Raw genomic sequence first — 19,566 nt, forward strand, 5'->3', positions numbered from 1 at the left:
AGCCGCTGGGCCGCCGCATATTATTTATCCTGACGCTACGTCCTCCTTATTTCCAGGCGCGGAAGAGGTCAGGCAACCGGCGGCGGCCAATCCGCCGCCGGTACTGCGCAATATCAATAACGCTCCCGCCAGGCTATTAATTCTTATTATCCGCATGCTGACAAATCTCGCCGAGCTTTATTACCGCCGCTATCAGCTGTGGCGTAGGTTCGCAGGCGCAATTAAGCCGGAGATAATGGGTCATATCCTGGCGCGGGGAAAAAAGCTGGCCCGGACTGACGCCAATTCCGGCGTCAAGCGCGGCGCGGTGTACGTCCAGCGCGTTAATGGATTTAGGCAGCTCCACCCACATTAGAAATCCGGCCTGCGGAATGACCACCCGGGTTTGCTCGGGAAATTGAGCCGCTACCGTGCGGGATACGATGTCGACGCTTTTTTTGATCCTGCTCTTCAGGCGTAAAAGGTGACGATCGTAGTCCCCTCGGGACATAAAATCGCTTACCGCCGCCTCCGTCAGCGGCGAGCCGGCCCAGTCGCTGGCCAGGCGAATTTTCATCACCTCTTCATAGTAGCGGCCCGGCGCGATCCAACCTGTGCGCCAGCCTGGCGTCAGCGCTTTCGACACCGAGGAGCAGTACAGTACGGAGCCGCTGCGATCAAATGCCTTACACGCCGGCGGACGGGCGGCATCCCCGACCAGGTCGCCATAGACGTCATCTTCAATCAGCGGAACGCCGTGTCTCTCCAGCATCGAAACCAGCTCCCTTTTGGCGGCTACCGGCATCACGGCGCCCGTTGGGTTCTGCGCGCTGGGAGAGACCAGCACCGCGGCAGGGCGATAGTTGACGATGGCCTCATTCAGCGCCGGAAGGGAGATGCCTTCCTGCGGATCGGTGGCGATTTCCAGCGCCTTGAGGCCCATTGACTCCAGAAGCAGCAATGCGCCGAACCAGGCGGGACGTTCGATCGCCACAACATCCCCGGCAATGCAGACGGCCTGTAGCGCCAGGCGTACGGCCTGAGTGGCCCCGCCCGTGACGATCAGTTCGTCGGGGCCGAAGGTCGCGCCCCACTGGACGGCCCTGCGGGCTATCTGATAACGCAGATCGGCTCTTCCCGGCGGCATGCTGTAGGTCTGCCCGCAGGCCTCCAGACGCCGGCTTGCGGACTGCAGAACCCGCTGCAGCCGGGTCGCCGGCAGCCAGGCCGGATCGGGCTGCGCGGCACCGGGCGGAACCAGACGACTCTCCTGACGGCTAAACAGCGTTCTGGCGAGGGTCGACATATCCACGGAGACCGGCGCGGCGTTGGGGACCGCGCCAGATGTGGCCGCGGAGGCGACGAGGTTGACGTAGTACCCGGAGCGCGGGCGGGCGACGATCAGCCCTTCGGCTTCCAGAAAACGCAATGCTTCCTGGGCCGTCGGGATGCTGACCTGCTCCCGTTCAGCCAACTTGCGTACTGAAAGCAGGCGGTCGCCGGGATGAAGCGCGCCGGCAATGATGGCCTGTTGGAGCGAAAGGGCAATGCGCTGATAGCGGGGAAGCATGGGATCTGTACAGGCTGGTTTTCAATAAATCTGAATATATCCCCTTAGCGCCCGTAACGCTATTCTCGGCTGCAGATGACGAAACCACGGAGATTGCCATGAAAGCTAAAAATTTTGACCTTGCCGCCTATTTTCAGCGCATTGATTATCACGGGTCGGCACGGGCGGATGCCGCAACGCTGCATGACGTTATGCAGAAACAGCTCTTTTCAATTCCGTTTGAGAATATCGACGTGCGGAACGGGAAAGGCGTTTCGCTGCTCGCGGAAGATATTGTCGAAAAACTGATCGGACGGCAGCGGGGCGGATATTGCTACGAAGTTAACGCACTGTTTGCCATGGCGCTTGAAGCGCTGGGGATCCCTTACCAGTTTGCCGCCGCGCGCCCGATGTTCTATCCAGCCCGTCGCCCGCGAACGCATATGGTGGTCATTGCTTTTGTCGACGGCAGGCGCTGGCTGTGCGATCTCGGGTTTGGTCATTATGGAATACGGGCGCCCGTTGACCTCGCCATTCTTGATACTGAACAGCCGCAAAATCCGGATACCTTCCGTCTCAGCCTCGATGCGACCGGCGTGTATACGCTGCAGGCGTGGGTTGATAGCGGCTGGCACAACCAATACAGTTTCGATCTCTCGCGCCACGAGCTGATCGATTTTGAGCCCGCCAACTATCTGAATTCCACCCACCCGGACACCGTGTTTGTCAGGCAATTAGTGGTCGTGTTACACCATCCCGACGGCAGAGATATTCTCTCCGGCCAGGCGCTTAAGACGATCCGCAGCCAGGAGACGCGCCAGCGGCAGCTCTCCGATGACGAGCTCCCGCAGGTACTGCGCGAGACGTTCAGGGTGACGGTGCCTGAGCCTGCTTCAGCGCCGGCGGATAAATCGCTCGTCAGCTGATTATTTGTCATCAGCGGCGGAGATTATTCGGCCTCTGCCGCTGGGCACGAGTGCGCTGATGGCGGCGTTAACGGGGAATTGACCGCCGCTTATGGCGCCAGTGTGGCCGCTGGCAGCCCTTTGCCGGGGAGTCTGACCGGCCAGCGGACTTCTCCGACGCCGTTCAGCTGGGGTCGGGAGAATAAAAAGCCCTGGAAAAGACGAATTCCGATGGCGTGGAGCCAGCACCACTCAGCAATGCTCTCCACGCCCTCGGCGACGACGGCGATCCCGAGGTCTTCGCAGCATCTGACCACGGACACCACAATCGCCTGCTTGGCTCCGCTCATATGAATATTGCGCACCAGCTCGGCGTCGATCTTAATTTTATTCGGCTGGAAGCGGGTCAGAAGCGAAAGTCCAGAATAGCCGGCGCCAAAATCGTCAATGGCCAGGCTCATGCCGGCTACGCGAATATCCTTCAGCACCTGCTGAAACTCGGTAAAACCGGAGATAACCTCGGTTTCGGTGACTTCTATTATAATTTGCTCCGGCTTTAGCCCGGCGTCGCGGATTTTATCCAGTAAAAACGCCACCGAGCCGGAGCGGTTATACAGCGAGCCCGGCAGCAGGTTAACCGCCAGCCGCTGCTCGCCGAGATTAATGCTGCCGGCAAGCGAAAAGGCGTAGGCTTTGGTTTCGAGATCGAAATCGTAGCGCTTCTTTTCCGGCACCGAAGAGAACATCTCCGCCGGTGAGCCGCCAGATGGGCTGCGGATCAGCGCTTCAAACGATGAGATATGGCCGCTTTCCGGCTCGACAATCGGCTGAAGCGCGAACTGGCAGGGCTGCCCGGGAGACAATCCCGACAGCGGGCAGAGCGAAGGGGTGCCACGGCTCTCCATAGTCCACAGCGCGGGATTGAGTCCTTCCGGCAGAATATAGCGCCCGCCGTGCGCGATAAAGGCCTTGATAAACTTGAACATCCGGTCATCCGCAGAGAGCGTGTTTCTGAACTCACCTAAATGGAGGATCTGTTCCGTCAACGCCCCCGGCTTGTTTAGCTGCAAATCAAACAGATGCATACCGATATCGCGAAACCGCCGGTAGGCAGAGTAATCGCGCATCAGCTCCACCACGTCGGTGTGGCGCGGGTCGTTGCGGATCTGGCTGAATAGCGTATCGACCACCTGCTCATCGCCCTCGAGGACCTGAAAAAACTGCGACCCACTAAAAATCAGGATACCCGTGACGTGGAGGTTTGTGTTTTTCTGTCGTGCCCGGCTGACGAGAGTGCCCAGGCCGGTCGGCTGCCAGGCGGGAGCTAACTGACTCCGGTAGATCAGTGTGGTCAGCATATATTTCCTTGTTGGATCGGACTAATGGGTGCCAGTCTGCGCGAGGGAATAAGTCCTGGCCCGAGGTCCTCTGACCTAAGCGGGTACGGTGTTCATGCCTTTGCCAATTATCAGGGCGTGACGCCGGTCTTTTCGCATATCGCTATCACGCTGAGAGTCGCTTACTTTACCCTGAACGGCGCGCTATTCCATGTTTATCTTAGTTTTGACGGGCGTTTGCGGAAAACGCTCTCTGCCAGCTCGTCCGCTGGTGCATAAAGCGTGCCTGCGCGAGCGTAATAACTTTTGCATCGACAAATTAACGAGGAGTGGTCATGAAACTGATTGGCATGCTGGATTCACCCTATGTGCGGCGCGTAGCAATATCGCTGGCGGCTTACGGCGTGGCTTTTGAACACCGGCCGCTGTCCGTGTTTAGCGACTATGCGGCCTTTGCCGAGCTCAATCCGGCGGTGAAAGCCCCAACCCTGCTGCTGGATGATGGCACGGTGTTAATGGATTCCACTCTGATATTGCACTATCTGGAAGCGCAGGCGGATGCCGCCGCTAAGCTTTTGCCCGCGGATATTGCGGCGCTGGCGGAAGATAGCCGCCTGCTTGGGTTGGCGCTCGCGGCGAGTGAGAAGGCGGTGCAGCACGTCTATGAGCATCGCCTGCGGCCGGAGGAGAAACGGCACCAGCCGTGGATAGACCGGGTCACCCGGCAGCTGCTGGCGGATTGCGCCGCATGGGAGGCCGGGCTGCAGCATCGTCAAATCAACGACGCCAGGCTGGATCAGGTCGCTATTACCAGCGCCGTGGTGTGGGGGTTCATTCAGATGATGATTCCAGAGGTGGTCAGCGCCGGCGACTACCCGCGCCTGCAGGCGATCTCTCAGCAGCTTGAGGCGCTGCCGCTGTTGGCGAAATTTCCCGCGCAAAGCTGAGTGCTGAGGCGGGGTATCGTTCTTTGTTCGCGATCGCGGCGTGGCGTTCACTCTCGGCCCGGCGGGTCGGCATCGACTGCCGCCGGACGTTATCGCTGCGCTATGCGCAGGGCAGGGAAGAGGCCGCCGCTCCCGCGCGGGTCTACCTCAGCGGCATACGGTATTCGATCATCCCGCTTTTGCTGGCGATCCAGTCGTAAAGCCGCTGCCCGCGCAGGTTCGTTTCATGCGTATGCCAGTAAAGGTGGGCGCAGTGCCGCTTTCTCGCCTGCCGCTGAACGTGCTCGATAAGCCGCTTACCAATCTGTTTGCCCCGCACATCGGCGCTGACAAAAAGGTCCTCCAGATAGCAGTAATCCGTGTCGGCCCACGTCGAACGGTGAAACAGGTAGTGCACCAGCCCGACGACGGTTCCGTTCTCTTTTGCCACCGCGCAGTACACCGGCTCGATGGGATTAAAGAAACGGTTCCAGGTTAGCCGGGTGGTGCTTTGCGCAATATCGACGCGATAAAACGTCTGATAGTTTTTCCATAATGCTAACCACTGCGGGTAATCATTTTCGGCAACGGTCTCGACGGTAATATTGTCCGGATCGCCGGTCATTGCTGCTCTGTGCATTGCTTTTCCTTGTTTGTGTTATGACCCGATTGTCTCTGTGCCGGCGATGTTAGGGGGATTTTTGGTTCCAGGTAAGTCACGCTTTTTGTATATTTATAGGATCCACTTTTACCAAAAGGACGTGGGCGCCTGTGAAAAAAACCATTTCTCCTCTGTTTCAGGATCTGCTGTTAGAGAGCGGGACCATCAAGGATCAGGTCTATCACGCTATTCGCCGCGCTATTCTCGACGGCCGCCTGGTCGCAGGCGCAAAAATTCCCTCCAGCCGCGCGTTGGCCGAAGTGATGGGGATTTCGCGTAACTCGGTGATTGCCGGCTTTGAGCGCCTGAGCGATGAGGGCTATCTGGTCACGCGGGAGGGAGCGGGGACCTTTGTGGTCACGCATATCCCCGACTGGCTTATCCATACGGACGGCGCGGGTGGCGGGCAGGTTGACGGTCCGCCGTCGGTCGGGTCGCTTAATCCGGATATCACCGGGCTGCGGCCCCTGTGGTCAGAAAGCCAGGCCGGTGGCGGCGCAAACCGCCTGTTTGCCGTGGGCGTCGGCTGCACCGATCTCTTCCCCTACGATCTCTGGGGCCGCCTGCTGGGGAGAGTCTGGCGGCAGTCGCGCCGCGAGATTGGCCTTCACGCCAGCCCCAATGGCTATCAACCTTTGCGGCGGGTGATATGTCAGTACATTCAGTCGACGCGAGGGGTTAACTGTACGGAGGATCGCGTGATTATCGTCAACGGTATCCAGCAGGCGCTGGATATCACCGCGCGCTCGCTGCTTTCGCGCGGGGATGAGGTGTGGCTTGACGATCCCGGCTATAACGGAGCCCGCGGCGCTTTTGCCTCGGTAGGGGCAAGGGTCAGGCCGGTGAGGGTCGATAGCCAGGGAATGGACGTTGAGTACGGAATGACGCATTATCCTCACGCCCGGCTGGCCTATACCGCACCCTCGCACCAGTTCCCGCTGTGCGCCACCCTTAGCCTCGCGCGCAGGCTGGCCCTGCTGGAGTGGGCCGAATCCCGGCAGGCCTGGATTTTCGAAGACGATTACAATAGCGAGTTTCGCTACGCCGCGCGTTCATTGCAGGCCCTGCAGGGGCTGGATAAGCATAATCGGGTTATTTACGCCGGGACGTTCTCGAAGATGATGTATCCGGAGTTTCGCCTCGGTTTCCTGGTCGTTCCCGGTCATTTACGCGAGCAGTTTGCCACGACGAAATACTTCTCCGATCTGTGCAGCGGCTATCTTGAGCAGGCGGTGCTGGCCCGTTTTATTGCAGAAGGCCACTACGCCAGCCACGTTCGTCGGGTCCGCAAAGCCTGCTATGAGCGTAAGCTGGCGCTGGCCGCCGCGGTTGAGCGCTATCTGCCGCAGAAAATGACCGTTCATCCGACGGATTCCGGCGTGCATCTGGTGTGCTGGCTGCACGGCGGCCTGACGGCAGAATACGTAGTGGACAGAGCCCGCGAACTGGGGATGGGGATCCAAACCTTTGCCCGCTACTGCCAGCGGCCAATGGAACGAGAGGGGGTATTGCTGGGCTTTGCCAACCATTCGCCCGCAACGCTCGAGGAGGGTATTCGCCGCCTTGCGCAGGCGCTGTGATGCTGGCCCGATGAAAATGGATAAGCCGTTTGATAAAATGTGCCGATCTGCGCAGAGACAGAGGAAAATCGATGTTTAGTCCCTGGCTGAGCCGCTGGGCTCTTATTCCTGACGGTGAGCCGGTCATGACCCATACGTCGCAGCTTTTGCCGGTGGTGACCGTCAAAGAGGGCCTGAAAGCGATGCTCAAGCTCACCGCCGATAGCAGTGAGCGAACCGGCTGCGAGCTGATGGCGTGGTGGGACGGGCGGGGAGCAGCGCAGGCGCTGGCCCATGAGCCGGGGGCACTTCTATTAGCGCGAGCGACCGGCGAGGCGTCGCTGTCCGTCATGTCGATAGCGGGGGAGGATGAGAGGGCCTGCCGGATCGTTTGCGAAGTCGCCAGCCGTCTGCACGTCCCGCCAGCGGCGGCAATGCCGAAGCTCACGCCCCTGGAGAGCTGGTTTGGCGATCTCGAACCCGCCGCGCGAACTCATGGCGGCATACTGACCCGCTGCGCGGCGGTGGCGAAGGCGCTGCTGTCCGCTCCCCGCGACGTTGTCGTCCTACATGGCGACCTGCATCACGGCAATATTCTCGATTTCGCCGCTTGCGGGTGGTTGGCCATTGACCCTAAGGGCTTAATTGGCGAGCGCGGCTTTGATTTTGCCAATCTATTTACCAATCCCGATCTGGCGGATCCCACGACGCCGGTCGCCGTCAGGCCTGAGATATTTCAACAGCGGTTGCGCGTTGTGACGGAGCAGGCAGCACTCGATCGCCAGCGCCTGCTGATGTGGATAGCCGCCTGGTGCGGCCTCTCCTCCGCGTGGTTTCTTGATAGCGGAGCGCCCGCCCCGGTCACGTTGCGCGTTGCGGCGCTGGCGCTGGCCGAGCTTGAGCGACAGGCATAATATTATCGCTATTGTATCAACCGCTACGCTTATTTTGCGCAGCGCCGTCTGGCTATTGTATTAACTTTACACTCCCGGTATTTCTTTACAAAAACTAATTATGGCGATGAGTTTTCTCTCACGTCGCGCTTCCCGCTTCGTTTATTTCATAGCCTTAATAGTCACTTGGCCTGAAAATATTTTTTGCTGCCGCTGCGTTATTTTCCATTAAATATTTTAAGATGCCTTGCGTAAAGTTATTAATAATTTGACTCTCGCGCTCAGCGTCCTAACCTTAAATCTCGAAGGCGATGATTTGCAGGTCCGAATCATTATTAAGTAATCACCTGGAGATAAAATTATGACAGAGCACAGAGGCGGTTCAGGTAATTTTGCCGAAGATCGGGATAAAGCATCTGAAGCCGGTCGCAAAGGTGGCCAGCACAGCGGGGGGAATTTTAAAAATGACCCTGAGCGTGCTTCCGAAGCCGGTAAGAAAGGCGGGCAAAATAGCCACGGCGGCGGCCGTAAATCTAGCGACAGCTAAGCCGTAAAGGACCATATTGCACCGCGTTCAGAATATTAATAGTCCCTGCGGGTCAGCTGACCCGCATCGTTTATTTACAAGGTTACCCCATGAAAATTCAAAGCATTGAAGACGTATTTATCCATTTATTATCGGATACCTACAGCGCCGAAAAACAATTAACTCGCGCGCTCGGTAAGCTGGCACGGGAAGCGAGCTGTGACGAGCTAAAAACCGCCTTCAGCCAGCACCTCGATGAAACCCACGGCCACGTCGAGCGCATTGATAAGCTGCTGGAAGAAAATAGTAATATCAAAGTTAAAAGGATTAAATGTCTGGCGATGGAGGGGCTGATAGAAGAGGCCAAAGAGGTTATTGAGAGTACCGACAAAAATGAAGTGCGTGATGTCGCACTGATCGCCGCGGCACAAAAAGTGGAGCACTATGAAATTGCTGCCTACGGCACGCTGTGTACGCTGGCAAAACAGCTGGGATATAATGCCGCCGGAAAATTGCTTGCCGCAACCCTGGAGGAGGAAAAAACGACCGATATGAAATTAACCGATCTGGCCCTTAGCCATATTAATCAGGATGCCCAGCAGGCCGTTTAATTTTATTCCAGCAATAACCCCTACAGCATTAAGAGGTTTTTATGACCGACGTTGAGAATTATCACGACTGGCTGCGGGATGCTCACGCTATGGAAAAACAGGCTGAGTCGATGCTTAAATCAATGGCGAAACGCGTCAATAATTATCCGGAATTAGGCACGCGTATTGAACAGCATCTTTATGAAACTCGCCAACAAATTACGCTGCTTGAAGGGATTATTTCGCGTAATCAAATCTCCCGCTCGGTATTAAAGGATTCAATGAGCAAAATTGCGGCCTTAGGACAATCTATTGGCGGCATGTTTCCGGAAGATGAAATTGTTAAAGGCGTTATTAGTAGCTACGTTTTCGAGCAGTTCGAAATAGCCTGCTATACCTCTTTGATAACGGCAGCGGAAAAGGCCGGTGATGCTCACTCTATTCCCGAGCTGCAGAGTATTCTTGCTGAGGAGCGAGGAATGGCGGATTGGCTGCTGCACCATATCCCTGATATCACAGAACAGTATATTCTGCGCTCGCAAACGCCCGGGGTTGACGCTAAGAGATAATCCTCGAAGGGGCTATTCGTCGTCTCAGTATTAGACGGCGGCTTTGTCAGCCGCAGCCGGTGGGGAAAGTACCGCACGCGTATCGCAGTATCCAATCATTAGAGCGGTGGGCGAGCAGGCCATCTTAAATTTCTCGGGGGCGTGATGAAAATAATACCGATTTTAATTATCTCTTTATTAGCAACGCTGAACGCACATGCGGATGAGAAGGGCGGATTTAACGGTAACGCGGCGCCGCCGCCGCCGCATAAGCTGGATGACGGGTATCGCGGCATGGAGGACGCCAGGATAATGACCGTGGAGCATGCGAAAACTATGCATGATGGCGCCACTATCTCGCTGCGCGGTAATCTTATCGAACGTCAGGGCGATGACCGCTATATTCTGCGGGATAAAACGGGAGAAATTGCGGCGATAATCCCGGCCGCCGTTTTTACCGATCAAGAAGTGAAGCCTGACCATCTGGTTAGCATCAACGGTAGCCTGGATACCAAAATGACGCCGCCCGTCGTGCGGGTCGACAGGCTGCAAAAGCAGGCGCCAGAGTAAAGCCGGAACGCGCGGGCGGGTTTATTTGACGCGGCTCACGTTCAGGCTTATTGCGATTTTCACCTATTCTGGTTATCCCCCGGGGCGCGTGGAAAAGGTAAGCGCTATCGCTCCAGCTGCACCGCACCGGCGTTGCGGCCGGACGCGGCGGTTCAGCCTGTTCCAACGTATCGCCGGCGGCGATAACCGCGTTGGTAAATACGCAAAATGGCAGAATGAGAGAGATAAACAAAGCCGACACTCATATCTGCAATGTCGGCAGCGGCTCCCGAGTGACGAGTAATCAAATCGATGCCTTCAGCCAGCCGGCAACATCCTCGGTGGCGATATTGTTTTTCGCATTAAACGTTTCGCTCATTGGCCACCACGTGCCGACTCCTCGCGCAAACGCGGCACGGTAGCGAAGCATCCGATCGTCGGGGTCAGCACGAAGCGCATCAAGCAGCGCCGGGAGGGTTAAGACGTCCTTCCTGAAGGATTGCTGCGTCACCTGCTCTACCGTCGAAGCGAGCTCCGCCCAGGAGAGGGTTTCACCGGCCACGAACACCACTTCGTTTCTGATACGCGGCTGATGCAAATAGATGGCGGTCGTCAGGCGGCCAATATCGGTGGGTGAGGTGACCGTAACCCGGGTATCCCAGCTCCCGAGGGCGTTAACTGTTTTTTCGGCGAGATTAACCACGTTAAACGCCGGTTCAAACAGAAAGCTGGTAAACATGCCGGTTGAAACAATGACCCATTCGGTTGCCTTTTGCCCGCGCAGCAGGCTTCTGACATCGTACTGCTCATCCCACACCGGTTGGCCGCTTCCTTTACCGACAACATCATAGTTAACGCCGAACTGCCAGGGGAAGTAGCGCGTCACCTTCGCGTCGAGAACGGCCTGCGCGATCTTCAGCTGCGTGCCGGCGCCGGCGACAAAGCCCATGCAGTTTATGACGGTGTCATACCCGAGGAATATTTCCCGCAGCGACGCCGTTGTGGCGACGGCCATATCCAGCGAAATGAATTTGGCGCCCGCCGCCGCGTGCTTTTGATGACTTTCATAGCGCAGGCGGCCTTGTGCATCCCGTGACTCAGGGGAAACGACGACCGTCACTGATCCCCTACGCTGCGCCACGGCAGGCACCAGCGCGCTGAGCAGGGCATCGCCCAGTTGTCCCGCTCCCAGCACCAATACTTTCTCTGGAGAAGTGAGTTTACGATCTTGCATGTTGATTCCTCAGCCTGTTAAACAGCGAATTTACTGCACTGAGGGCAAGTTTACTGAGGAGAGAGTCATTCGATAAGTCTACGAATACAGGTTAAACTGTTAGTAAAAATGGAATAGTTGCATGTCAGGGCGAGGGTGAAATGATGGATAAGCTGGATGCCATGCAGGTTTACGTCCACGTGGTGGATACGCACAGTTTCGCCAGGGCAGCGGAGGGGCTGGGCCTGCCGCGATCGACCGTTTCTCGCGTCATCAAGGAGATGGAAACCTATCTGGGACTTCAGCTTTTACAGCGAACCACGCGAAAGCTGAGCGTCACGGCCGACGGACGCCGCTACTACGAAGAGTGCAAAAGGATCCTCGCCGATATCGCTACCGTGGAGTCGTCTTTCCCGGGGAGATCGGGCCAGCCGAGAGGGCGCTTTAAAGTGGCGATGCCTCAGTCCCTGGCAAGGCATAGCTTTATTCCCAGGCTGCACGAATTTTTAGACCGCTACCCTGAGCTGGAGATGATCCTTTGCTCGAGCGATAGCATTGAGGACCTGGTTCAGGAAGGATATGACTGTGCGATCAGAGCGGGCAGGGTCGAAGACTCAACGACCCTGGTTGCCCGTCCGCTCGCCAGGTTTACATGGGCGGTGGTGGCCTCGCCGAACTATATCGCCGCGCATGGAAAGCCTGAATCGCTGGACTGTCTGGAGAACCACCGGGCGGTGGGGTTCCTTAATCACCGAACCGGGCGCACCACGGAGTGGTTATTTACGCTGGAGGGCGAAGAGCGGGCGGTTCGCCTGCGGGAAAGTCTGGTCGTTGATGATACTGATGCCTATATACAGGCCGGTCTTGCGGGCGCGGGATTAATTAGAGTGGCCAGCTATCTGGCGGCTCCCTATTTAAAAAAGGGAACCCTGGTCTCCTGCCTGAACACACTCTCCTTCGATTTACCCCTGTTTCTGGTCTACCCGCAGAACCGCTACCTCCCTCCCGCGGTGCGCGCGTTCTATGAATGGAGCAAAGCGGTTCTTAATACCCCGGACAACCGTTGATATTGCTCGGGTAGCGCCGGAAGAGGATTAGCCTTTCCAGGGCGACTGGCGAATGATGCGGCAGAAATCAAACGGCGCAAAGCCGGGGTCTTTGTCCTTCAGGACATCCGCCTTCACGTTGCCAAACGTCGTTTCGGGGCGGTGCTTGATGCCATCGTAGAAGGCCTGGATAATCTCCTCCTTGAAGTTGTCAGGGCGCGGATGCTGGTGAACGACGGCAGCTCTCTCCGGATCCTCGAAGGTATCGTAGCCGATGCCCAAAACATCCATCTCCACGCCGGCGGTAACAAGCGCAATTTCCGGGGCCATAAATTCCGGGATGCCGGGCGTCGTGTGCAGGGCAATAGCGGTCCACACTTTATCAATATCTTGCTGCTTGATCCCATAGCCTTGCATAAATTCGCGGGCCGCATTCGCGCCGTCCACCTCAAAGCGCTTATCACAGCTGCAGTGCTCATGCGTTAAACCGATGTCGTGGAACATGCATCCCACGTATAAAAGTTCATGATCGACCTTTACGTCCCGCCTGCGGGCTGCCAGGGCCGCCCAGTAGTAGACCCTGCTGGAGTGGTTGAAGAGTAGATCCGATTCAGTATCACGGATGAATGCCGTGGCATCACGGGCCATCTGCGTGTCGGGTATACGAATACCCTGGACGGTAAATTGCATGATTAATCTCCTGTGGAATGTTTCGCCACCATTCTAAGAGATCCCGCTTATGGCTATAATGGTAATATTCATACAATTTAGGACATTCGGTTAAATCCGGACCTGGGGAGAAAAAATAGTGCACAGTATCGTTATTCTGGCCGTCCCCGGCGTGCAGCTGCTTGACGTCGCAGGGCCGCTGGACGCCTTCGCTGAGGTTAACCGCATCCTCCGTCGGCAAATATACCGGTCGGTTGTTGTCTCTCTTGATGGGGAGACGATTCACGCGTCTTCCGGAGTTAGCCTGCGCGCAAACGGCGCGCTTGCCGACTACTCCGCCAGCGGGCCGATGTCGTTTCTTATCGCCGGATCGCCGGAGATGGCCGAACGCGAACTCTCTGAACACCAGCGCCAGGCGGTAGCGGCGCTTTGTCGGCTCAGCTGTCGGTACGGTTCAGTCTGTACCGGCGCGCTACTGCTGGCGCAAACCGGGCTACTCAATCACCGTCAGGTCACCACCCACTGGTCCGTCGCCGGAGAGCTCTCCAGACGTCATCCCGCAATAGAGGTTAATGCCGATGCTCTGTACGTTGCTGATGGTCCGGTGAGAACGGCCGCCGGTGTCACTTCGGGTATGGATCTGGCCCTGAGATTTATTGAAGAAGACGTTGGGCGCGAAACTGCGCGAGATGTCGCGGCGAACCTGGTAATGTTTTTCCGTCGCCCCGGCGGACAGGGGCATTTCACGCGCAAACAGCAGGTTTCAACCACCGGCCGGGCGGCCCTGCAGGATTTGCAGCGCTGGGTGCTGACGAATCTGGATACCACAGGTACCGCCGCGGAGATGGCGAATCATATCAACCTCAGCGTTCGCCATCTGAACCGGGTATTTCAGCAGGAAATGGGCGTGAGTACGGGCGAGTGGCTGGAGCAGGCGAGAATAGCCCGTGCGAGGGAGCTGCTTAGCGAACGGCTACCGATTAAATCGGTGGCCGCAATGTGTGGATACAGCAGCAGCGACGTCATGCGCAGGGCGTTTGTCAAAGTGACGGGAATGAGCCCGGCGATGTACCAAAAAATTTATGCCGCCGGCAAATAAAAAACGGCCACGCTGCACCGGCGATCAGCAAATCAGTCAGCGGAGGCGGGCGCTCTCTTTCTGGCGTCGCTGCCTGCGCTTCCACTCATCGACAACGTCACCCAAACTTTTGGCGACATCGTTACGGATCCATGTCATGAATTCACGGTCAAACCGAAAATCCTCCCCACACTCCCTGAGCATAAAACGGCGGACGTTTTGCGTATTCTTGTACTCTTTATCAATAACGGTATTACGCGTGAGTAACTCACTATGCCAGTCAATTTTCATCTTTCCCGCTCCCGTGGTTAGCCATCGCTAAGACGCCGTGCTACAACTTAACCCAACCGGCGGCAATATTGAATATCCGCTTCTCGCGTAGAGACGGCCTCTAAGGAATATCTGACGCCGCGGTAATTAACGCGCATGCTGCATGGCTGCGCAAAGAATCGGTGAGAAACGCAAAAAGAGAATGAGAATTTCCCCATAATGGGCATCATGCTATTAATCGTTGAGCCTCTTATTTACTCGTTTATGGATGACATATGAAAACGCCTAAGCTGGAAACTTCACGTCTTTATCTTCAACCGCTTCAGGCCGAAGATGCCCTCCAGATTCAGCAAGTATTTCCGCAATGGGAGATTGTTCGTTATCTTGCCGCCGGCTTTCCGTGGCCTTTTCCGCAGGATGGCGCCAGCCGTTATGTTAACCAGATTGCGCTGCCGGCTTCAGAAAAAGGCACGGCCTGGTACTGGACAATCAGGCGCAAGGAAGAGCCGGCGGTCATTATTGGGCATATATGCCTCTCGGACGAGCAGGACAACAATCGCGGATTCTGGCTGGTGCCGGAGTGGCAACGCCGGGGCTATATGACCGAAGCCTGCCGTATCGTGACGGATTTCTGGTTTAACTCTCTTAACCGGGAGGTCCTGCGAGCGCCGAAGGCCAGCGGAAACGATGCCTCCAAAAAAATATCCCTGCATGCCGGGATGCGCCTGATTCAAACCGGTAAGAAACAGTATATAGAAGGGGAGCTGGACTCCGAATTATGGGAAATAACCAGAGAGGAATGGAACCGTCAGAGCCGAGGCTGAGCGGCCTCAGCCGTAAGCTAATACACGTGAGCAGCAGCCCGAACCGTTCGTCACGTATCTAAAACGAGGGCTTTTATCTTTTCTGCCTTTTCAAAATGGTCCAGCTTCATCTCTATGATCCACCAGTGCGCAACCTCCATCAGCAGCTCAGGGTCATCATTTTTATTGGCAAAAAAGGCGTAGAACGAAAGCCCCACGTTACTGCCCTTAGCCACGATTTTTGCCTCACAGGTGGTGATGATTTTTTCCTTCATTGCTGCCCGCACGTGCTCTCCTTTTTACTCATCAGACCTAAGACTATTTAAAATAACATCCGCCGACGCGGCAGGCGATACGGACACCGTATTCAACCAGCGCCGGCTGTCGCCGCGGCGCCTGGACTCAGGTCATGACAGAGTTGAATAGAAATTTTCCGCATCGAAATGCATTGTTTTGCATTAAATGATGCTATTTCGATCTAAATATTGCAAACTAATGCAGGGCATGCCAGTCTGTTTGCATCGAGGAGGTCGCGATGTTCATTGAAGATCGTTTAAACAAAATTAAAAAAATCATTCAGGAGAACAAAAGTGTCTCGATAGAAACACTTGTCTCGCGAACGGGAGTGTCTAAAGACACCATCAGGCGCGACCTGATCAGGCTCGAACAGGACAACGTCATCAAGCGGACTCATGGCGGGGCGGTGATCAACAGCCGTGATGCCCTGATTTTTGATTACAGCCAGCGCTCGGGAACTCTTAACCCGGTTAAAGAAAAGATTGCTAAAAAAGCAGCGGAGTTAATCCAGGACAACGCCAGCGTCATCTTTGATGCGTCAACTACGGTCGAAGCCGTTATCCCTCAACTTGCTGATAAGCACATCCTGGCAATAACTAACTCTTTAACCAATGCCAACCGACTGGCTAAAAACGCCACAACCGATGTGAAGCTTTTGCCTGGGAAGCTGCACAAAGAGCAGCTCTTTTTGTTCGGCAGTGAAACCATTCAGAAATTAGCTGAATATCACGTTGACTATGTTTTGCTGGGAATTTTCGCCATTTCTGAAAAAGGCGTTTTCATTCATACCGAAGAAGAAGGCCTGGTGAAAAGGCAGATGGTCATGCAGGGAAGCAGGGTCATAGCCCTGGCAGATAACAGCAAAATTAATACCACAGGCTTTTTCAGGGTGTGTGACCTGTCTCTGATTGATTGCCTTATTACGGATATACGTCCTGACGACAGTTTTATTCAGGCGTTGCAGGAAAGCGACGTTGAACTGATTCTGACTGCTACTTGATTGCGAGGTAAATTATGTACTCTAAAGATATCCAGCTGCAAACTGCCGAACCCCCGCGTAAATTCACTGATGTCTCGCCTGTATTTTTAAGCGACGCAACTATGCTCGAACGAAAAAATAAAGTTCTGGCGAGAATGAATGAGGAAGGTTTCGATGCGCTCGTTATCTATGCGGATAAAGAGCACGGGGGTAACTTTGAGTACCTGACAGGGTTTGTTCCTCGGTTTGAGGAGGGCCTGCTGATCCTCGAAAAATCAGGTAGCGCAACGATTATTCTGGGGAATGAGAACCTGAAAATGGCTAACTATTGCCGTATTCCGGTCACCCTGAAACATTGTCCATATTTCTCTCTGCCTAATCAGCCAATGGATAATGAAAAGTCGCTCGAAGCGCTGTTCATTGAGTCGGGCTTGCACACCCGGTCTAAAGTTGGCCTGGTCGGCTGGAAAATGTTCACATCTACTCTGGCCGATAATAAGGCCTATTTCGATCTGCCTTACTTTATCGTTGAGGCTGTTAAAAACAGCGCCGCTGCAAACGTGGTTCTCGAAAATGCCGCCCATCTATTTATTCGCGGCGATAAAGGCGCCCGAAGCACAAATAATGACAACGAAATTGCCCACTATGAGTACGGCGCCAATCTGGCTTCCAACGCTATTCTGGATGCCATGAACGCGGTAGAGCCGGGTATTCGTGAAACTGAACTCGGCGCGCTGTTGGCCGCAGAAGGGCAGTATCAGACCGTGGTGACCATTGCAGCCGCCGGTCAACGTTTTGAAAAAGCGAACTTCTACCCGACATATAAAAAATTGGAGCGCGGCAATCCTCTTTCACTGACCACCGGCTTTAAAGGCGGGCTATCCAGCCGCACCGGCTTCGTGATAGCAGACGAGAGCGAGCTCCCTGAAAAGCAGAAAGATTATCTGGATCGTGTGGCAAAACCGTATTTTGCGGCAGTCGTCAGCTGGCTGGAAAACATCAAAACAGGGATGCCTGGCGGCGAATTGTACGATCTGGTTGAGTCAGTTCTGCCGAAAGAAAAATACGGCTGGCACCTCAATCCGGGTCACCTCAGTGCTGATGAGGAGTGGATGTCCTCTCCCGTCTACCGTCATTCAGAGGAAACGCTGAAGAGTGGAATGATTATGCAGATCGATATTATTCCCTCTGTCGCGGGCTATACCGGAGTCAGCGCAGAAGAGAGCGTGGCATTAGCCGATGCCGCGCTGCAGAAAAAAATCCAGGCGTCTTATCCTGAACTGTGGGCACGTATCGCCGCTCGCCGCGAGTATATCCGTAATGTGCTTCATATTAATATTGCGGATGAGGTGATCCCGCTGGCGAATACGGTGGCGTATCTGCGGCCGTTCTTGCTGGCGAAAGATAAGGCTTTTGCTGTTCAATAACGTCTCCCCCCAAACGGGGAGGCGCACTTTTGTGATGGAAGTCATATAATAACGCCCGGTTATTGTGATGTTGTTTGCATTAAATGGATTTTGCACAATTGAATCAGCCCGCCATATCTCTGCGGTTTTTTTTTCGTCCAGCGTGCCCCGAACGAAGATACCGGTCGATTGTCAGGCTGCCGCGCTTTGCGTCAGAGGCGGTCTCGCCGCGCTGCCGGTGAGACAGAGCCTGAGGCTGACGGCTCTGAGAATCGTGCATGTACGCTAATGAGCGATTGGTACAGGATGTCTTAGCCCTTGTGTAACCCGCTCGCAGCGGGCCTTGTTGTTTATGCTTTGAGCATATAGATGTATGATTTTACTGTCTCACCGGAAAATATAGTTACCTCTACCGTTACCCGCTCATAGTCATAACCTTCGAACTCATCGAGTAGGTGCCAATGATTAGGCAAATTCTCCGACGTGAAAAGAAATCCTTGTACACGATTACCTGAATCATCCAATACAACTCCCGGATAACCCATCTCTGCACCCCAACCTTTATCCGATAAAGAACCACCAACGTGGCCTTCCTGCCATGTGCCGCCGATATGCTCAAGAATATGAGCATTAGGTCGACCTGGACCGAGCGTCCCGTAAACAAACAAACTGCCCATCACTCCTCCGATTTTCGTTATGGAAATGAAAAACATTCCTGGCGTAAATTTTGATTATCGGACGCTGGCCTGACAAATCATTTGTTCTCACAGCATGCGTGAATTATTATCATGCGTATGATATTTGATCGCCTCCCCCCATTGCAGACTCTGCGTGCTTTTGAAGCCACAGCCCGTCTCTCCAGCATGACACTGGCAGCGGCGGAGCTGCACGTAACGCATGGTGCGATAAGTCGGCAAATCCGCAAGCTCGAAGAGCATCTGGGGTTAAAACTATTTCTCCGGCTCACCCGACAGATAATACTGACGGAGGAAGGGGCTGAATTTCATCGTACCGTTATCCGTCTTCTGAGTGAGCTAATGAGGGAATCCGAGCATCTGCGCGGAAGGAGCCTGGCAAAGAGTTTACGTATCAGTACAACGGTTTCATTTGCCAGTAAGTGGTTGGCCCCGCGTCTTAGCCGGTTCAGACAGCGATATCCTGAATTTGATCTTCAGCTGGATGTTACTGACATTAATGTGGATCTTAATGATGGGCAGGTAGATGCTGCAATTCGTTACGGCCTTGGCCATTATCGCGACGTTTCGTCTGAGCGTATCTTCGATGAAACCGTCACCCCTGTCTGTAGTCCAGGTTTTCTTGCGCAACATAATGGTCTGACAGAGATTAAGGCGCTTTCAAACTGCGTTCTTCTTCATGAGTACAGAATACTGGCGAACTGGGAGGCATGGTTTGCAATGGCCGGAGATAAAAATTTCCGCTGCCATCAGGGGCCCTTATGGACCCTCGGCAGCATGGCGACTGACGCCGCTCTACGTGGGGAAGGCGTGGCTCTGGGACGCAGTATTCTGATTGCAGATGATATAGCCGCGGGAAGGCTTGTTGCTCCGTTTCCGCAGCACAGACTTAAGGCTGAGCGGGGGTACGATTTAGTTTACCGTTCAGATAATCAGGATTCATTGAAAATACGAATGCTCAGGCAATGGCTCTCTGAAGAAATGAGCTTGCTGGGGGATTAAATGGCGATCTAAAAATAGTCCGCTCCAGGCTCACGGCGGACCTCCTGTGGCAAATATGACGCCTGCCAGGAGGCTCCTTTATTTGT

The 19,566-nt window shown here is 55.0% G+C and carries 22 protein-coding genes; 14 read left to right on the forward strand and 8 right to left on the reverse strand.

The features are described 5' to 3' along the window. Nucleotides 1-136: 136 nt before the first annotated feature. Nucleotides 137-1,549: an aminotransferase-like domain-containing protein gene (locus M2416_RS09325; RefSeq protein WP_259223474.1), complete on the reverse strand. Its 1,413-nt coding sequence runs from the start codon at nucleotides 1,547-1,549 to the stop codon at nucleotides 137-139. A gap of 98 nt (nucleotides 1,550-1,647) precedes the next feature. On the opposite strand from M2416_RS09325, the gene M2416_RS09330 reads away from it, so the two are divergent. Continuing rightward, nucleotides 1,648-2,454, forward strand: a complete 807-nt coding sequence (locus M2416_RS09330) for an arylamine N-acetyltransferase family protein (protein ID WP_259223475.1) — start codon at nucleotides 1,648-1,650, stop codon at nucleotides 2,452-2,454. A gap of 89 nt (nucleotides 2,455-2,543) precedes the next feature. On the opposite strand, the gene M2416_RS09335 is transcribed toward M2416_RS09330, so the two are convergent. Further along, nucleotides 2,544-3,791 (reverse strand): diguanylate phosphodiesterase, encoded by a 1,248-nt coding sequence (locus M2416_RS09335; RefSeq protein WP_259223476.1) that lies wholly within the window; start codon nucleotides 3,789-3,791, stop codon nucleotides 2,544-2,546. Nucleotides 3,792-4,105: 314 nt separating this feature from the next. On the opposite strand from M2416_RS09335, the gene M2416_RS09340 reads away from it, so the two are divergent. Next, nucleotides 4,106-4,717, forward strand: a complete 612-nt coding sequence (locus M2416_RS09340; protein ID WP_076947452.1) for a glutathione S-transferase — start codon at nucleotides 4,106-4,108, stop codon at nucleotides 4,715-4,717. Between the two features lie 142 nt (nucleotides 4,718-4,859). On the opposite strand, the gene M2416_RS09345 is transcribed toward M2416_RS09340, so the two are convergent. Further along, on the reverse strand, nucleotides 4,860-5,321 hold the full coding sequence (locus M2416_RS09345) for a GNAT family N-acetyltransferase (RefSeq protein ID WP_076947453.1): 462 nt from the start codon (nucleotides 5,319-5,321) through the stop codon (nucleotides 4,860-4,862). Nucleotides 5,322-5,467: 146 nt separating this feature from the next. Here M2416_RS09345 and pdxR point away from each other — a divergent pair, with 146 nt between their 5' ends. From pdxR to M2416_RS09375, 6 genes are all read left to right on the forward strand, one after another. After that, entirely contained in the window at nucleotides 5,468-6,937 is a 1,470-nt protein-coding gene (gene pdxR / locus M2416_RS09350; protein WP_259223481.1) for a MocR-like pyridoxine biosynthesis transcription factor PdxR, read from the forward strand. Nucleotides 6,938-7,008: 71 nt separating this feature from the next. Continuing rightward, the gene (locus tag M2416_RS09355) at nucleotides 7,009-7,830 is read left to right on the forward strand and encodes an aminoglycoside phosphotransferase family protein (RefSeq protein WP_076947455.1); all 822 of its coding nucleotides are present in this window, start codon (nucleotides 7,009-7,011) and stop codon (nucleotides 7,828-7,830) included. Between the two features lie 340 nt (nucleotides 7,831-8,170). Beyond that, entirely contained in the window at nucleotides 8,171-8,356 is a 186-nt protein-coding gene (locus M2416_RS09360) for a con-10 family general stress protein (protein WP_076947456.1), read from the forward strand. A gap of 89 nt (nucleotides 8,357-8,445) precedes the next feature. Next, on the forward strand, nucleotides 8,446-8,946 hold the full coding sequence (locus M2416_RS09365) for a YciE/YciF ferroxidase family protein (RefSeq protein ID WP_259223483.1): 501 nt from the start codon (nucleotides 8,446-8,448) through the stop codon (nucleotides 8,944-8,946). 41 nt (nucleotides 8,947-8,987) lie between these two features. Continuing rightward, on the forward strand, nucleotides 8,988-9,494 hold the full coding sequence (locus tag M2416_RS09370; RefSeq protein WP_076947458.1) for a ferritin-like domain-containing protein: 507 nt from the start codon (nucleotides 8,988-8,990) through the stop codon (nucleotides 9,492-9,494). Nucleotides 9,495-9,638: 144 nt separating this feature from the next. Beyond that, complete coding sequence (locus M2416_RS09375; protein ID WP_076947459.1) at nucleotides 9,639-10,043, forward strand: YdeI family stress tolerance OB fold protein; 405 nt, start codon at nucleotides 9,639-9,641, stop codon at nucleotides 10,041-10,043. Nucleotides 10,044-10,326: 283 nt separating this feature from the next. Here M2416_RS09375 and M2416_RS09380 read toward each other — a convergent pair whose 3' ends face one another. Beyond that, nucleotides 10,327-11,256: an aromatic alcohol reductase gene (locus M2416_RS09380; RefSeq protein WP_259223487.1), complete on the reverse strand. Its 930-nt coding sequence runs from the start codon at nucleotides 11,254-11,256 to the stop codon at nucleotides 10,327-10,329. Between the two features lie 143 nt (nucleotides 11,257-11,399). Here M2416_RS09380 and M2416_RS09385 point away from each other — a divergent pair, with 143 nt between their 5' ends. Beyond that, complete coding sequence (locus M2416_RS09385; protein WP_259223488.1) at nucleotides 11,400-12,302, forward strand: LysR family transcriptional regulator; 903 nt, start codon at nucleotides 11,400-11,402, stop codon at nucleotides 12,300-12,302. 27 nt (nucleotides 12,303-12,329) lie between these two features. Here the strand turns inward: M2416_RS09385 and M2416_RS09390 are convergent, their stop codons facing one another. Then, the gene (locus tag M2416_RS09390) at nucleotides 12,330-12,971 is read right to left on the reverse strand and encodes an HD domain-containing protein (protein ID WP_076947461.1); all 642 of its coding nucleotides are present in this window, start codon (nucleotides 12,969-12,971) and stop codon (nucleotides 12,330-12,332) included. A gap of 118 nt (nucleotides 12,972-13,089) precedes the next feature. Between M2416_RS09390 and M2416_RS09395 the strand changes: the two genes are divergently transcribed. Beyond that, nucleotides 13,090-14,049, forward strand: coding sequence for a GlxA family transcriptional regulator (locus M2416_RS09395; protein ID WP_310504012.1), 960 nt, complete (start codon nucleotides 13,090-13,092; stop codon nucleotides 14,047-14,049). A 36-nt stretch (nucleotides 14,050-14,085) separates the two neighbouring features. Here M2416_RS09395 and M2416_RS09400 read toward each other — a convergent pair whose 3' ends face one another. Continuing rightward, nucleotides 14,086-14,319 carry a DUF6434 domain-containing protein gene (locus M2416_RS09400; RefSeq protein ID WP_076947463.1) on the reverse strand — a complete coding sequence of 78 codons (234 nt, stop codon included), beginning with the start codon at nucleotides 14,317-14,319 and terminating at the stop codon, nucleotides 14,086-14,088. A 254-nt stretch (nucleotides 14,320-14,573) separates the two neighbouring features. Between M2416_RS09400 and M2416_RS09405 the strand changes: the two genes are divergently transcribed. Next, nucleotides 14,574-15,122 carry a GNAT family N-acetyltransferase gene (locus tag M2416_RS09405; protein WP_076947464.1) on the forward strand — a complete coding sequence of 183 codons (549 nt, stop codon included), beginning with the start codon at nucleotides 14,574-14,576 and terminating at the stop codon, nucleotides 15,120-15,122. Nucleotides 15,123-15,172: 50 nt separating this feature from the next. Here the strand turns inward: M2416_RS09405 and M2416_RS09410 are convergent, their stop codons facing one another. Next, a complete protein-coding gene (locus M2416_RS09410; RefSeq protein WP_076947465.1) occupies nucleotides 15,173-15,388 on the reverse strand; it encodes a DUF6500 family protein in 216 nt (71 codons plus the stop codon). Between the two features lie 248 nt (nucleotides 15,389-15,636). On the opposite strand from M2416_RS09410, the gene M2416_RS09415 reads away from it, so the two are divergent. Further along, nucleotides 15,637-16,398: a DeoR/GlpR family DNA-binding transcription regulator gene (locus M2416_RS09415; RefSeq protein WP_259223494.1), complete on the forward strand. Its 762-nt coding sequence runs from the start codon at nucleotides 15,637-15,639 to the stop codon at nucleotides 16,396-16,398. A 14-nt stretch (nucleotides 16,399-16,412) separates the two neighbouring features. After that, entirely contained in the window at nucleotides 16,413-17,804 is a 1,392-nt protein-coding gene (locus M2416_RS09420) for a M24 family metallopeptidase (RefSeq protein WP_259223496.1), read from the forward strand. Between the two features lie 329 nt (nucleotides 17,805-18,133). Here the strand turns inward: M2416_RS09420 and M2416_RS09425 are convergent, their stop codons facing one another. Next, nucleotides 18,134-18,460, reverse strand: a complete 327-nt coding sequence (locus M2416_RS09425) for a gamma-glutamylcyclotransferase family protein (RefSeq protein WP_259223498.1) — start codon at nucleotides 18,458-18,460, stop codon at nucleotides 18,134-18,136. A 111-nt stretch (nucleotides 18,461-18,571) separates the two neighbouring features. On the opposite strand from M2416_RS09425, the gene gcvA reads away from it, so the two are divergent. Beyond that, complete coding sequence (gcvA, locus tag M2416_RS09430) at nucleotides 18,572-19,480, forward strand: transcriptional regulator GcvA (protein WP_259223499.1); 909 nt, start codon at nucleotides 18,572-18,574, stop codon at nucleotides 19,478-19,480. Nucleotides 19,481-19,566: the final 86 nt, after the last annotated feature.

This window comes from Klebsiella sp. BIGb0132 (assembly GCF_024810075.1).
GTDB lineage: Bacteria > Pseudomonadota > Gammaproteobacteria > Enterobacterales > Enterobacteriaceae > Klebsiella > Klebsiella terrigena.

What these genes read in the sequence shown, in the direction of transcription:
- M2416_RS09370 (WP_076947458.1), top strand. Translation starts at nt 8,988, where the DNA reads ATGACCGACGTTGAGAATTATCACGACTGGCTGCGGGATGCTCACGCT.
- M2416_RS09405 (WP_076947464.1), top strand. Translation starts at nt 14,574, where the DNA reads ATGAAAACGCCTAAGCTGGAAACTTCACGTCTTTATCTTCAACCGCTT.
- M2416_RS09415 (WP_259223494.1), top strand. Translation starts at nt 15,637, where the DNA reads ATGTTCATTGAAGATCGTTTAAACAAAATTAAAAAAATCATTCAGGAG.
- M2416_RS09420 (WP_259223496.1), top strand. Translation starts at nt 16,413, where the DNA reads ATGTACTCTAAAGATATCCAGCTGCAAACTGCCGAACCCCCGCGTAAA.
- M2416_RS09425 (WP_259223498.1), bottom strand. Translation starts at nt 18,460, where the DNA reads ATGGGCAGTTTGTTTGTTTACGGGACGCTCGGTCCAGGTCGACCTAAT.
- M2416_RS09360 (WP_076947456.1), top strand. Translation starts at nt 8,171, where the DNA reads ATGACAGAGCACAGAGGCGGTTCAGGTAATTTTGCCGAAGATCGGGAT.
- M2416_RS09355 (WP_076947455.1), top strand. Translation starts at nt 7,009, where the DNA reads ATGTTTAGTCCCTGGCTGAGCCGCTGGGCTCTTATTCCTGACGGTGAG.
- M2416_RS09390 (WP_076947461.1), bottom strand. Translation starts at nt 12,971, where the DNA reads ATGCAATTTACCGTCCAGGGTATTCGTATACCCGACACGCAGATGGCC.
- gcvA (WP_259223499.1), top strand. Translation starts at nt 18,572, where the DNA reads ATGCGTATGATATTTGATCGCCTCCCCCCATTGCAGACTCTGCGTGCT.
- M2416_RS09365 (WP_259223483.1), top strand. Translation starts at nt 8,446, where the DNA reads ATGAAAATTCAAAGCATTGAAGACGTATTTATCCATTTATTATCGGAT.
- M2416_RS09335 (WP_259223476.1), bottom strand. Translation starts at nt 3,791, where the DNA reads ATGCTGACCACACTGATCTACCGGAGTCAGTTAGCTCCCGCCTGGCAG.
- M2416_RS09375 (WP_076947459.1), top strand. Translation starts at nt 9,639, where the DNA reads ATGAAAATAATACCGATTTTAATTATCTCTTTATTAGCAACGCTGAAC.
- M2416_RS09345 (WP_076947453.1), bottom strand. Translation starts at nt 5,321, where the DNA reads ATGACCGGCGATCCGGACAATATTACCGTCGAGACCGTTGCCGAAAAT.
- M2416_RS09340 (WP_076947452.1), top strand. Translation starts at nt 4,106, where the DNA reads ATGAAACTGATTGGCATGCTGGATTCACCCTATGTGCGGCGCGTAGCA.
- M2416_RS09325 (WP_259223474.1), bottom strand. Translation starts at nt 1,549, where the DNA reads ATGCTTCCCCGCTATCAGCGCATTGCCCTTTCGCTCCAACAGGCCATC.
- M2416_RS09330 (WP_259223475.1), top strand. Translation starts at nt 1,648, where the DNA reads ATGAAAGCTAAAAATTTTGACCTTGCCGCCTATTTTCAGCGCATTGAT.
- M2416_RS09400 (WP_076947463.1), bottom strand. Translation starts at nt 14,319, where the DNA reads ATGAAAATTGACTGGCATAGTGAGTTACTCACGCGTAATACCGTTATT.
- M2416_RS09385 (WP_259223488.1), top strand. Translation starts at nt 11,400, where the DNA reads ATGGATAAGCTGGATGCCATGCAGGTTTACGTCCACGTGGTGGATACG.
- M2416_RS09380 (WP_259223487.1), bottom strand. Translation starts at nt 11,256, where the DNA reads ATGCAAGATCGTAAACTCACTTCTCCAGAGAAAGTATTGGTGCTGGGA.